Raw genomic sequence first — 13,050 nt, 5'->3', positions numbered from 1 at the left:
CACCCCGGCTTTTTGATCGGCCGGGGTGCGTTTTCAACAGTTTACTTCACGTTCGCGCCGACGACGCTGTCCCAGCCGCCGGTGACGGCAGCCTTGTTGGCATCAACTTCCTCGAGTGTCGGGAAGATCGCCTTTTCATAGGCCGCTGCCGGCGGCAGGCTGTCGATCAGTTCCTGCGGAACCTTGCCGGCCTTGACCATGGCGTTGAAGCGGATCGGGTGGCAATAGCCCTTCAGCCAGCCGAGCTGACCGTCGTCGGAATAGAGGTGCTCCATCCAAAGCTTGGCAGCGTTCGGATGCGGCGCGTAAGCGGAAATGCCCTGAACGTAGACACCGGCGAGAACGCCCTTCTCGGGAACGACGACTTCGGTCGGCGGGTTGTCGTTCAGCGTTTTCTTCCAGGAAAGGGCGTTGTAGTCCCAGGCGACGATGATCGGGGTTGCGCCCTGCGCCAGCGTGCCCGCCTTGCCGATAACGGGCAGGAAGTTGCCTGCCTTGTTGAGGTCGGCGAAGTATTTCAGGCCAGCCTCACCGGCTTCCTTGCCGGATTTCGCGCCGGTGGAAAGGCCGGCGGCGAGAACGCCGAGGATCGCCTGGTTGGAAGCGCGCGGGTCACCGGCAAGTGCTACCTGACCGGAATATTCCGGCTTCAGCAGGTCGGCCCAGTCCTTCGGCGTGTTCTTGACGAGGTCCTTGTTCACGAACATCGACATGACGCCGTAATAGTCGCCGTACCAGTAACCTTCGGGATCCTTGACGTTGTCAGGAATTTCGCTCCAGGTGGAAACCTTGTAGGGCTGCAGCAGGCCTTCGGCCTTCATCTGCGGGCCGAAGGCGAGACCGACGTCGACAACGTCAGGAGCCTGCGGGCCCTTGTTATCCTTGTTGGCCTTTACCGCTTCGACTTCGTCGGCGGAGCCGGCGTCGGGGTTCAGTTCGTTGACGGTGATTTCCGGATACTTCGCCTTGAAGGAGGCGATCACGTCGCCGTAACCGCACCAGTCGTGCGGCAGGGCGATGGTGGTGAGCATGCCTTCCTTCTTGGCGGCGGCGATCAGCTCGGCGCTCGGCTCAGCGGCAGCGATGGCGGTGGAGGCGATGACCAGCGCAGTGGTCGTAGCAAGCAGTCGGCGGCAGTGAGAGATCACTTTTTTCTCCTCTTCGTGTTCTCATATTGCGGACGCTGATACGGATTCTCGATGAAGTTAATGTGACGGTTGGATTGCAATTTATTTATCCGGATTCCGTCACTTTACGCCCGTTTTCCGCCATCATCAGGCTTTTTTTGCCTGCAATTGCGGGAGATTCCCTTCGTCATCCGTGGTGGCTAGATAAGTTCCCCAGCTTGGTCTCTTATCCTGTTTTATCGTGCTGGTAGCGATTACAGGTATCCAATCAGCGTGCGGCATCCGCGTCAAGCAAGTTGCCGGCTATATAGTTTCACGTCCTGTCCGGCCTGCGGAACAGCCGTGTCTGTTCGAACAGCCCTTCCAGCGCATTCATGCGTTCCTTGGTTTCATCCCATGTGCCGTTCTGTACCGCTTCAATCAGGGCTTCGACCACGAACAGGGTTACAACGGAAGAATCCCATGCCGAAGGGGCCTCGATCCTGACGCGGAAGGTGTGCAGCGCATGGCGCGCCACCGGCGATGTCCATTGATCGGTGAAAAGGATGATCTCGACGCCGTTTGCCTTGGCGACCTCGGCCAGCGTCGTCATATCGTGCTCGTAACGGCGGATGTCGAAGATGACGAGCACGTCACCGGCGCTCATGTTCAGCATATATTGCGGCCAGGCGCTGGAATTCGACGACATCAGCGTCGTTTTCGGGCGGATCACCTGCATATGGGTGAAGAAATATTCGGCAATCGCACCGGTAATGCGCCCGCCAACGAAATAGATGCTGCGTTTGCGATCCGAGAGCAGTGCTGCGGCATTGTCGAAGACGGCGGTGTCGAGATCGCTCAGCGTATCGCGCAGATTGCCGGTGATGGCGTCGGCGAAGCGGTTGAGAATATGCAGTCCCGGCGCATTGGTGGCCCAGCGGTCGTGTTTCGCAACCGGGCCCGATATCGTCGCTTCCAGCTCCTGATGCAGATGCGCCTGGAATTCCGGATAGCCCTTATAGCCCAGCTTCTGCACCATGCGCGCCACCGTCGGCGTCGAAACGCCGGCGTTTTCGGCGATGGTGGTGATGCTGCCGAGGCCGGAAACGGGGTAGTTGCCGAGCAGGCTCTCCGCCAGCCGTTTCTCCGAACGGGTGAGCGCGTCGTAATGGGCATGGATGACATCCGACACGGTCGCCGTCGTGCTGCGCAAATTTTTCCCCTTCCGGTCTTTTGCCGGTGCATGGCTAAAATAAACATCTGCGCCAGCTATCGAGTCAATGGAAAAAATGAAGAGATAATTTCAAAATTCCATTTGACACTTGCAATAATGTGAAGAATTCTTTTCGTCATTGGCGGAATAACGGGTTTTCCGGGCGGGGTGCGTGCATGACGGTGCGTTCACGGTTTTTCACAGAAGCGGAAGGGCAGGCGGTTGCTGTCGAGAACGCCGCGGCGAAGGGCGATGTCGTTCTCGTCTGTGAACATGCCTCCGCCACCATTCCGCAGAAATTCGGCACATTGGGTCTTTCGCCGGAGGTGCTTTCAAGCCATGCGGCCTGGGATCCGGGCGCCTTGGCCGTTGCCCGTCTGCTTTCGGAAAAGCTTGATGCGACACTCGTTTATCAGCGGTTTTCGCGTCTGATCTATGATTGCAACCGGCCGCCCGAATCGGCTTCCGCCATGCCGGTGAAAAGCGAGATTTACGATATTCCCGGCAATTTCGATCTCGGCGAAGCGGAGCGGTTCGCCCGCACCTCGGCGCTTTATGTGCCGTTTCATGACCGGGTGAGCGAGATCGTCGCCGCGCGGCAGGCGGATGGCCGCAAGGTGGTGGTGGTGACCATCCACAGTTTCACGCCGGTTTATCATGGCCGGTTCCGCAAGGTCGAGATCGGCATCCTGCACGATACCGACAGCCGTCTTGCGGATGCGATGCTGGCGGGCGCCGAGGGGTCCTCGCTCACGGTCAATCGCAACGATCCCTACGGCCCGGAAGACGGCGTGACGCATACGCTGCGGCTGCATGCGCTGCCGGACGGGCTTTTGAACGTCATGATCGAGATCCGCAACGATCTCATCACCAATGAGGGAGAGCAGGCGGCCATTGCCGGCTTCCTCCACGAGCTTATGGGGAAGGCGCTCTCATCGATCGATGAGTGAGGGAGCCATGGCCGGCCGATGGTGAAAGCACCGGGGCCGGCCGCCAATGAGACTGCCGCCATTTAAAAAGCCGGAAAGGCGCAAAGCGGCAAGGGAACAGCAAGTGCGTGCGGCCAATCGCGGGAAATCTCCCGCGTAATGCCGAATACTGGGGCACAATCGGCCAATAATGGCTGACTGGCTTGTTTTTTTCTTATCAGGAGAGAAGGGCATGGACAGTTCATCATCAGGCGTCAGCTACAAGAAGGCTGATGCATCCTATTTCGAAAAACGCGGACTTTCCCGTTATGCGGGCGTGTGGTCGCTCTGGGCGCTTGGCGTCGGGGCTGTCATATCAGGGCATTTTTCCGGATGGAATTTCGGATTTTCCACCGGCGGCTGGGGCGGCATGCTGGTGGCGGGCATCATCATCGCCATCATGTATCTCGGGCTGACCTTTTCGATCGCGGAAATGAGCCCGGCCCTGCCGCATACGGGTGCGGCCTATTCCTTCGCCCGCACGGCGATGGGTCCCTGGGGCGGCTTCATCACCGGCCTTTGCGAAAATGTCGAATATGTGCTGACGCCGGCGGTTATCGTCACCTTCATTACGGCCTATATGAACTCCATTCTGGGGCTTGATCCGGCCTATTCACCTTTCGTGTGGATAGGGTTCTATGCGATCTTCCTGGCGCTCAATGTCTTCGGGCTTGAGCTTTCCTTCAAGGTCACGCTGGTCATCACGCTGATTTCGCTCGGTGTTCTGGTGTTCTTCTGGATCAGCGCCATTCCGAATATCGATTTCTCGCGTTATGCGCTGAATATCGGCGTCGGTCCTGATGGCAAGGCGGTCGAGTTGCCAGAAGGCGGCGGATCGTTCTTCCCCTTCGGTTTTTCAGGCGTTCTCGCCACGCTGCCTTTCGCGGTCTGGCTGTTCCTTGCCATCGAACAATTGCCGCTGGCGGCCGAAGAATCGGTCGATCCGAAGCGGGACATGCCGAAGGGCATCATCCTCGGCGTCATCACGCTGATGGTTTCGGCCTTCATGATCGTGCTGCTCAATCCGTCTCTGCCGGGTGTCGGCGCCTTCCATCTCGGCTCCTCGCTTGAGCCGCTGCTGGATGGCTTCAAGGCGATCTACGGCGATGGCGGCGTGGTGCTGCTCGGTCTCGTCGCGTTGACCGGCCTGATCGCCAGCTTCCATACGATCCTTTATGCGCAGGGCCGGCAGATCTATTCGCTGTCGCGTGCGGGTTATTTCCCGACGGTTCTGTCGATCACCCACTCGAAATACCGCACACCCTATGTCGCCAATATTGCCGGCGCCATCGTCGGCCTCGCGGTCATGCTCGTCATCTGGTTCGCGCTGGGTGCGGAACAGGGCGGCAGCATCATCGGCAGCTTGCTTTTGAACATGGCGGTGTTCGGTGCGATGTTCTCCTACATCATGCAGGCGATTTCCTTCATCCTGCTCCGGAAGAACCTGCCGCATATCGAACGGCCGTTCCGCTCGCCCTTCGGCATTCCGGGTGCGGTGCTGACGATCATCATCGCCATCGTCACGCTGCTTTATCAGATCCAGGATCCGAATTTCAGCAAGGGCGTGCTCTGGGTCGCGATCTGGTTCGCCGTGGCGATCGCCTATTTCGCCTTTGTCGGACGCCATCGCCTCATCCTGTCGCCGGAAGAGGAATTCGCGCTGGAGCACAAGCAGGCTGCGGTTGCCGCAGCGGCTGCAAAGGCCTGATGCTCAAACAAAACGGGCGGCCGCATCCCGGCCGCCCGGTCGCCACAATAAAAGGGAACGGACAAAATGACGAGCTACACATTCGACGCGCTTAAAATGGATGTCGCCGAGGGGCGCATCGACACGGTTCTGGCCTGCCTTGTCGACATGCAGGGGCGTCTGATGGGCAAACGGTTCCAGGCGGAATTCTTCGTTGAAAGCGCCTTTGAGGAAACCCATAGCTGCAATTACGTGCTTGCCACCGATATGGAGATGGAAACCGTTCCCGGTTACAAATCCTCCAGCTGGGAAAAGGGTTATGGCGACTATGTGCTGAAACCCGACCTCTCGACGCTACGGCGCGTGCCGTGGCTGGAAGGCACGGCGCTGGTGCTGTGTGACGTGCTCGATCATCACACCCATGAAGAAGTGCCGCATTCGCCGCGCGCGCTGTTGAAAAAGCAGGTGGCGCGGCTGGAGGCCATGGGGCTGAAGGCCTATATGGCGACCGAACTGGAGTTCTTCCTGTTCGACCAGACCTTCGATGCGGCGCGCGCCAACGGTTACAAGGGCCTGAACCTCGCCAGCGGCTATAATGAGGATTACCATATCTTCCAGACGACCAAGGAAGAGGATGTCATGCGGGCGCTGCGCAAGGGCCTGCAGGGCGCCGGTATTCCGGTCGAGAATTCCAAGGGTGAAGCGTCCGCAGGTCAGGCGGAAATCAACGTGCGTTATGCCGATGCGCTGACCATGGCCGACCGGCACGCCATCATCAAGAACGCCACCAAGGAGATTGCGTGGTCCAAGGGCAAGGCGGTGACCTTCCTCGCCAAGTGGAACTACAATGCCGCCGGCAGTTCCTCGCATATTCACCAGTCGCTGTGGAGTGCCGACGGCAAGACGCCCGCTTTCCTCGACAAGGACGCCAAGCACGGCATGTCGGAACTGATGCGGCATTATGTTGCCGGGCTTCTCGCCCATGCCAGCGAGATCACCTATTTCCTCGCGCCCTATATCAATTCCTACAAGCGGTTCATGGCCGGCACGTTTGCGCCCACCAAGGCGATCTGGAGCCTCGACAACCGTACGGCGGGATATCGCCTCTGCGGCGAAGGCACCAAGGGCATCCGCATCGAATGCCGCGTCGGCGGCTCCGATCTCAATCCCTATCTCGCCATGGCGGCTTTGCTTGCGGCAGGCATTGACGGCATCGAAAATAAACTCGAACTTGAGCCCGCTTTTGTCGGCGATGCCTATGGCGGCAAGGACGTGCGCGAGATACCCAAGACACTGCGTGACGCCACTGCCTTTCTGGACGGATCGAAAATGCTGCGCAACGCCTTCGGCGACGATGTGATCGATCATTACGTCCATGCCGGACGCTGGGAACAGGAAGAATACGACCGCCGCGTGACCGACTGGGAAGTGGCGCGTGGCTTTGAACGGGCGTGAGTGCAAATGTTGTAAAAAATGCAGCTGAATGGTAATTTGTTGCGTGATTGACAACGGAGAAACGTGTCTTGGCGCAAAACGCAATCGATACGCTGTGGTTTTTACAGCGCCTTCAGGAAAAAGGGGGCAATCAGAGCGATCTGGCGCGTTTTTTAGGCCTGGATCGCAGTGCTGTCACACGGATGCTCAAAGGAGACAGGAATATGAGCGCTGACGAGCAGGACAGGATTGCGGACTATCTCGGCATTCCCGTCGGCGAAATCGCCCTTCATCGTCGGGGTGGCGCACACGGATTTTCCGAAAGCGGACAGGCGCCCTATGCCGGTCCCGCATCCGAAACCAGCCGACAGGCCACGTCGTCTCCGTCGGGGCATCCGATCTTCGGCTGTATGAAAGGCACGATCACCGTCATGCCCGATGTGGACCTGACCGAGCCCATGGATTTTGAATGGGGAGAAAAGCTTTACAATGAGTGACGGCTTCTTGCTGGACACATGCGCCGTCATCTGGATGTCACAGGATGAGCCGGTCTCGCAGGAGGCGTCAGCGGCACTGAACCGGGCCTACGAAGAAGGTGGACATGTCTATGTCTCTTCCGCGACGGCCTGGGAAATGGCCATGCTGGTCGCGAAGGGCCGGATCAGCGAGACGAAGAGCGCCAAGCGCTGGTATGACGATTTCAGGCGGGAGGCTGAGGTGCGGGAGCATCCCGTCACGGCGGACATTTTTATCGCATCCTGCTTTCTTCCCCAGCTTGCGCACAGGGATCCGATCGACCGAATCCTGATGGCGACGGCACGGGAAAATGATTTGACTATCATGACGCGCGATCGCGTCATTCTGGCCTATGGCGAGGCCGGCCACGTGAAGACTTTAGCCTGTTAGAACCGGAGTTATTGAGGCATGACTGTCATTCAAAATATCTCGCCCATCGACGGCTCGGTTTATGCCGAGCGGGAGGCGATGTCGCTGGAGGCGGCGCGCGCCGCCGTTTCAAAAGCGCGCAAGGCGCAAAAGGACTGGGCGCGGCGTCCGCTTGAGGACCGCGTTCAGCTGGTTCTGAAGGGTGTCGCCCGCCTCAACGAAATGGTGGCTGAGGTGGTGCCGGAACTGGCGCATATGATGGGCCGGCCGGTTCGTTATGGCGGCGAGTTCAAGGGCTTCAACGAGCGCTCCAACTATGTCGCCTCCATCGCCGCCGATGCGCTGGCGCCGCTCGTCATCGAGGAAAGCGGCAATTTCGAGCGCCGCATCGAGCGCGAGGCACATGGCGTGGTCTTCGTCATCGCGCCGTGGAACTATCCTTACATGACGGCGATCAACACCGTCGCGCCCGCCTTGATGGCCGGCAATACGGTGGTCATCAAACATGCGGCGCAAACGCTTCTCGTCGGTGAGCGCATGGTGCGGGCTTTTGTCGAGGCCGGCGTGCCCGAAGACGTCTTCATCAATGTCTTCCTCGACCATGCCACGACCTCGGCGCTGATTTCCGAAGGCCTGTTCAATTTCGTCAATTTCACCGGTTCGGTGGAAGGCGGGCGCGCCATCGAGCGTGCTGCTGCTGGCACCTTCACCGGTCTCGGGCTTGAGCTCGGCGGCAAGGACCCCGGTTACGTGATGGAGGACGCCGATCTCGACGCCGCCGTCGACACGCTGATGGATGGCGCGACCTATAATTCCGGGCAATGCTGCTGCGGTATCGAGCGCATCTACGTCAATGAAAACCTCTATGACGCATTCGTCGAGAAGTCTGTGGCCTGGGTGTCCAACTACAAGCTCGGCAATCCGCTGGTTGAGGAAACCACGCTCGGGCCGATGGCCAACAAGCGCTTCGCCAAGGTGGTGCGCGCGCAGGTCGCCGATGCTGTTGCCAAGGGCGCCAAGGCGCTGGTCGATCCGAAGCTTTTCCCCGCCGATGACGGCGAGAGCGCTTATGTCGCGCCGCAAGTGCTCGTCAATGTCGATCACTCGATGGAATTCATGACCGAAGAAACCTTCGGCCCGGCCGTCGGCATCATGAAAGTGAAGAACGATGATGAAGCCATCGCGCTGATGAATGACAGCAGATACGGGCTGACCGCCTCGCTCTGGACGCAGGATGCCGCCCGCGCCGGGCGCATCGGCCGCGAGATCGAAACCGGAACCGTGTTCATGAATCGCGCCGATTATCTCGATCCCGCCCTTTGCTGGACCGGCGTGAAGGAAACCGGCCGTGGCGGTTCGCTCTCCGTCCTCGGTTTCCAGAACCTGACCCGCCCGAAATCCTACCATCTGAAGAAAGTCACGAAATGAATATCGTCGCCAACTGGAGTTATCCCACCGCCGTCAAGCTTGGCCGTGGCCGGATCAAGGAACTGGCGGAAGCCTGCAAGACGCTCGGCATCAAAAAGCCGCTGCTTGTCACGGATCGCGGCCTTGCCAACATGGCGATCACCGCGCATGCGCTCGATGTGCTGGAAGAGGCGGGCCTCGGCCGGGCGATCTTTGCCGAAGTCGATCCGAACCCGAACGAGATCAACATGGAAGCCGGCGTCAAGGTTTACCGCGACGGCGGCCATGACGGCGTCGTCGCCTTCGGCGGCGGCTCGGGCCTCGATCTTGGCAAGACCATCGCCTTCATGGCCGGGCAGACGCGTCCGGTCTGGGATTTCGAGGATATCGGCGATTGGTGGACGCGGGCGGACGCCTCGAAGATTGCGCCCATCGTTGCGGTTCCCACGACAGCCGGCACCGGTTCGGAAGTCGGACGCGCCAGCGTCATCACCAATTCGCAGACCCATGTGAAGAAGATCATCTTCCATCCGAAGATGCTGCCGGGCGTCGTCATCTGCGATCCGGAACTCACAGTCGGCATGCCGAAGGTCATCACGGCGGGCACGGGTATGGACGCCTTTGCCCATTGCCTCGAAGCCTATTCGTCGCCTTTCTATCATCCGATGAGCGCCGGCGTGGCGCTTGAGGGCCTGCGGCTCGTCAAGGAATTCCTGCCGCGCGCCTATAAGGACGGCACCGATATCGAGGCGCGCACCAATATGATGGCGGCGGCGGCGATGGGGGCGGTCGCCTTCCAGAAGGGTCTCGGCGCAATCCATTCCCTGTCGCACCCCATCGGCGCGGTCTACAATACCCATCACGGCATGACTAACGCCGTTGTCATGCCGGCGGTGCTGCGTTTCAATCGCCCCGCCATTGAAGACAAGATCGCGCGCGCGGCCGCCTATCTCGGCATTTCCGGCGGCTTCGACGGCTTCTACGATTATGTGCTGGAGCTTCGCAGGGAACTCGGCGTGCCGGAAAACCTGACCGCCATGGGCATCAAGCCTGATCGTATCGACGAGCTGACGGCGGAGGCAATCAAGGATCCGAGCTGCGGCGGTAATCCGGTGCCGATGACGCTGGAGAATACAAAGAAGCTGTTCGAGGACTGCTTCTGATGAGCCTTGCCATTCGCTAGGTTTATGAGAGCCCTAGCGGGTGCGGTTTTCGCCTTCTCCCCGAGGGGGAGAAGGTCGCGGCAGCGGGATGAGGGGGCAAGGCCAGCGATAGATCGAGAGCTGGCCCCCTCATCCGACCCTTCGGGCCACCTTCTCCCCGGCGGGGAGAAGAAACCGTGCTGCAACATCGTGTCCTGCATCAGGGCAGGGCTGAGATACGACCCGCAATCCATAGAGCCCGCGATGATCCAGTCGCGGGCTTTTTGTTGCGGCGCATAATCGTTCTTAGCCTTTTCTTAACCATGTTCGTAAAGGTTATGGAAAGCACCATGATTGGCTCGGTGCGTGAATGAGCATGAAATGGCTCTGATCAACAGGGGATATCATGCCTGTCATTACTTTTGCCAACACCAAGGGCGGCGCGGGAAAAACCACGGCCGTGCTGCTTCTGGCGACTGAACTCGCCCGCAGCGGCCACCGCGTGACGGTTCTGGATGCCGATCCGCAATTGTGGATTTCCCGCTGGTACGAATTATCAGGCGAGATCAAAAATCTCTCGGTGATTTCGCATGTGACGATGGCCTCCATCGAAGGCCATATTCGCGAAAACACTGTTAATACCGACTGTTTCATCATCGATCTGCCGGGGGCGAAAACCCCGCTTCTGACCATGGCGCTCGGCATTTCCGATCACGTGCTGATCCCGGTTCAGGGCTCAGCCATGGATGCGCGCGGGGCCGCCGAGGTTCTGGACCACATCGAATTCCTGAACCGCAAGATGGGCAAGGCGATTGCCCACTCGATCGTTTTGACGCGGGTCAACGCCATGGTGGCGACGCGCTCGCTCCTTCTCGTCAAGATGCTGCTGGCTGAGAAGAATGTTTCGGTTCTGAATACCGCAATTGTCGAGAGAGCGGCCTATCGCGATATTTTCGACTATGGCGGCACGCTCCTCTGTCTCGACAAGGACAAGGTCAGCAATATCGACAAGGCGGTGGAGAATGCGAAGGCATTCGCGGGCGACGTGCTCGACCTTCTGCCAAAACGGCCTATGCGGTTCGGCACGCAACCCATGCGCCTTTTCACCCGCAAGGCCGCCTGAAACACGGGCTCTAAACATTCACTCCGTTTGCGGGGTTCATCACCGCAAACGGGAGACCACGGCTTCCTGACGGGCGGTCTGTCGCCCGTGTGCGGCTAGCGGCCGCCACTTTTCACTGTCCTCAATTATTCGCTTGATTTGGAAATGATCGTTTTCTATATAGGGATCATGACCAATATCACCCGACCCAATTCCCAGGAACAGCGCCATCGCGGCAGGCCACGCGAGTTTGACGTCGACCGTGCGCTCGATGGTGCGATCCGCGTCTTTTCAAGACGCGGCTATCACGCCACCTCCGTCGGCGATCTCACCGATGCGATGGAACTGGCGCAGGGCAGTCTTTACAAGGCTTTCAAGGACAAGAAGGCCATCTTCATCGCCACGATGGAGCGTTACAGGATCGTGCAGACCGAGCGTTTCGAGGCGGCGGTGGCCGGTTTCGATACCGGTTATGAGCGTCTGAGGGCAGGCCTGATGTTCTATGCGGAACGGTCGCATGGCGGTGTCGGCTCTGACGGATGTCTGGTGGTTGGCGCCGCTGCCGATCTGGCGGCTCTGGACGACGATATTGCAATCGTGGTCCAGCGGGCGGTGAAGGCGAGGGAGCGGATCGTCGCCCGTCTCGTTGCCGAAGGGCAGAAGGATGGTTCCGTGCGTTCGAAGGCCGATCCCGACGATCTAGCCCGGGCGATGCTGTGCATGATGTATGGCATGCGGGTGGTGGGAAAGACGGGGCGCAGCCTCAAAGACATGGTGGCCGTGGTGGATATCGCCATGAAGCTTGCCGATTGATTTTGTGACTATTTAGGAAACGATTGTTTCCATATTGGAGAAAAGTGATGACGATGCGTGTAATTGATGGGGATGATGCTGAGGCAACATCCATTTCCCCTGCTTTGACTTTCCTCTTGGCGACAGCCTGCGGACTGATTGCCGCCAATCTTTATTATGGCCAGCCGCTGGCCGGCATCATCGGTGCGGAGCTTGGTCTTTCCGCCGGTGCGACGGGTCTGATCGTAACCTTGACCCAGATCGGTTACGGTATCGGTCTGCTGTTTGTCGTGCCGCTTGGCGATCTCGTTGAAAACCGCAAGCTGGTGGTCGGTTCCGTCGGGATGGCGGTGCTTTCCCTTGTGGCGGCGGCATTCGCGCCGCATGCGGCGCCGTTTCTGATTGCCGCCTTCCTGGTCGGCGTCAGTTCGGTGGCTGTGCAGGTCATCGTTCCCTATGCCGCCCATATGGCGCCGCACGCCATTCGCGGCCGGGTGGTCGGCAATGTCATGAGCGGGCTGATGGCCGGCATCATGCTGGCGCGGCCGGTCTCCAGCCTGCTGTCGGAAGTGGTTTCCTGGCGTGGTGTGTTTCTGACATCAGCGGCAGTCATGGCGCTTCTTGCCGTCGTGCTTTTCCGGCGTCTGCCCGTCCGCATGCCGGATGCGCGGCTGAGCTATGGCGCCTTGATGGCCTCGATGGGCAGGCTTGCGCTGCACACGCCGATCCTGCGGCGGCGGGCGATCTACCACGCCTTCCTGTTTGCGGCCTTCAGCCTGTTCTGGACCACGACACCGCTTTATCTGAGCGGACCGCATTTCAATCTGAGTCAGGGTGAAATCGCGCTTTTCGCGCTGGCCGGTGCGGCCGGCACCGTGGCTGCGCCGATTGCCGGGCGGATGGCCGATCGTGGCTGGACGCGTGCGGCCACCTTCTTTGCACTGGCGTCGGTGGCGCTCTCCTTCGCCGTCACGCATCTTGCACCGGAAGGCTCGCATCTGGCGCTCGCCATTCTGGTCGTCGCGGCCATCGTTCTTGATTTCGGCGTCACCACCAATCTGGTGCTCGGCCAGCGCGCCATCTTCACGCTCGGAGCGGAATTCCGCAGCCGCCTGAACGGCATCTATATGGCGACGTTCTTCATGGGCGGCGCAATCGGTTCCGCCGTCGGCGGCTGGGCCTATGCCGTCGGCGAATGGCAAGCCGCCTCGTGGATCGGCTTCGCCTTGCCGGTGGCAGCCCTGCTTTATTTCCTCACGGAAAAACGCGACTGAAACGCCACCAAATAAAAAAAGCCCGGCGGACCAAACCGCC

Annotated in this window: 12 protein-coding genes; 10 read left to right on the top strand and 2 right to left on the bottom strand. The window is 59.6% G+C overall.

Going from position 1 to position 13,050, the window contains the following annotated elements:
- Window positions 1-41 precede the first annotated feature (41 nt).
- Window positions 42-1,148, bottom strand: coding sequence for an ABC transporter substrate-binding protein (locus tag N5D22_RS10605; protein WP_279656328.1), 1,107 nt, complete (start codon window positions 1,146-1,148; stop codon window positions 42-44).
- A gap of 292 nt (window positions 1,149-1,440) precedes the next feature.
- Window positions 1,441-2,319 (bottom strand): MurR/RpiR family transcriptional regulator, encoded by an 879-nt coding sequence (locus N5D22_RS10600; RefSeq protein WP_279656327.1) that lies wholly within the window; start codon window positions 2,317-2,319, stop codon window positions 1,441-1,443.
- 176 nt (window positions 2,320-2,495) lie between these two features.
- Here N5D22_RS10600 and N5D22_RS10595 point away from each other — a divergent pair, with 176 nt between their 5' ends.
- The 10 genes from N5D22_RS10595 (at window position 2,496) to N5D22_RS10550 (ending at window position 13,010) form a co-directional block, all read left to right on the top strand.
- Entirely contained in the window at window positions 2,496-3,269 is a 774-nt protein-coding gene (locus N5D22_RS10595; protein ID WP_279656326.1) for an N-formylglutamate amidohydrolase, read from the top strand.
- Window positions 3,270-3,480: 211 nt separating this feature from the next.
- On the top strand, window positions 3,481-4,995 hold the full coding sequence (locus N5D22_RS10590; RefSeq protein WP_279656325.1) for an amino acid permease: 1,515 nt from the start codon (window positions 3,481-3,483) through the stop codon (window positions 4,993-4,995).
- A 66-nt stretch (window positions 4,996-5,061) separates the two neighbouring features.
- Window positions 5,062-6,429: a glutamine synthetase family protein gene (locus N5D22_RS10585; RefSeq protein WP_003494807.1), complete on the top strand. Its 1,368-nt coding sequence runs from the start codon at window positions 5,062-5,064 to the stop codon at window positions 6,427-6,429.
- A 47-nt stretch (window positions 6,430-6,476) separates the two neighbouring features.
- Entirely contained in the window at window positions 6,477-6,905 is a 429-nt protein-coding gene (locus N5D22_RS10580; RefSeq protein ID WP_347881376.1) for a helix-turn-helix transcriptional regulator, read from the top strand.
- Window positions 6,898-7,314: a PIN domain-containing protein gene (locus tag N5D22_RS10575; RefSeq protein WP_279656323.1), complete on the top strand. Its 417-nt coding sequence runs from the start codon at window positions 6,898-6,900 to the stop codon at window positions 7,312-7,314. Before N5D22_RS10580 ends, N5D22_RS10575 begins: the two co-directional genes overlap by 8 nt.
- Window positions 7,315-7,332: 18 nt before the next feature.
- The gene (locus N5D22_RS10570) at window positions 7,333-8,721 is read left to right on the top strand and encodes an aldehyde dehydrogenase family protein (protein WP_279656322.1); all 1,389 of its coding nucleotides are present in this window, start codon (window positions 7,333-7,335) and stop codon (window positions 8,719-8,721) included.
- Window positions 8,718-9,863: an iron-containing alcohol dehydrogenase gene (locus N5D22_RS10565; protein WP_279656321.1), complete on the top strand. Its 1,146-nt coding sequence runs from the start codon at window positions 8,718-8,720 to the stop codon at window positions 9,861-9,863. The genes N5D22_RS10570 and N5D22_RS10565 overlap by 4 nt, the downstream gene beginning before the upstream one ends.
- 385 nt (window positions 9,864-10,248) lie before the next feature.
- A complete protein-coding gene (locus N5D22_RS10560) occupies window positions 10,249-10,965 on the top strand; it encodes a ParA family protein (RefSeq protein ID WP_279656320.1) in 717 nt (238 codons plus the stop codon).
- A 144-nt stretch (window positions 10,966-11,109) separates the two neighbouring features.
- Window positions 11,110-11,757, top strand: coding sequence for a TetR/AcrR family transcriptional regulator (locus tag N5D22_RS10555; RefSeq protein ID WP_279656319.1), 648 nt, complete (start codon window positions 11,110-11,112; stop codon window positions 11,755-11,757).
- A gap of 47 nt (window positions 11,758-11,804) precedes the next feature.
- A complete protein-coding gene (locus N5D22_RS10550; protein ID WP_279656318.1) occupies window positions 11,805-13,010 on the top strand; it encodes an MFS transporter in 1,206 nt (401 codons plus the stop codon).
- Window positions 13,011-13,050 lie beyond the last annotated feature (40 nt).

This window comes from Agrobacterium sp. GD03872, from assembly GCF_029840625.1.
GTDB lineage: Bacteria > Pseudomonadota > Alphaproteobacteria > Rhizobiales > Rhizobiaceae > Agrobacterium > Agrobacterium fabrum_A.
The sequence above is the reverse complement of the archived record's forward strand: the minus strand, read 5'-3'. Positions and strand labels throughout refer to the sequence as shown.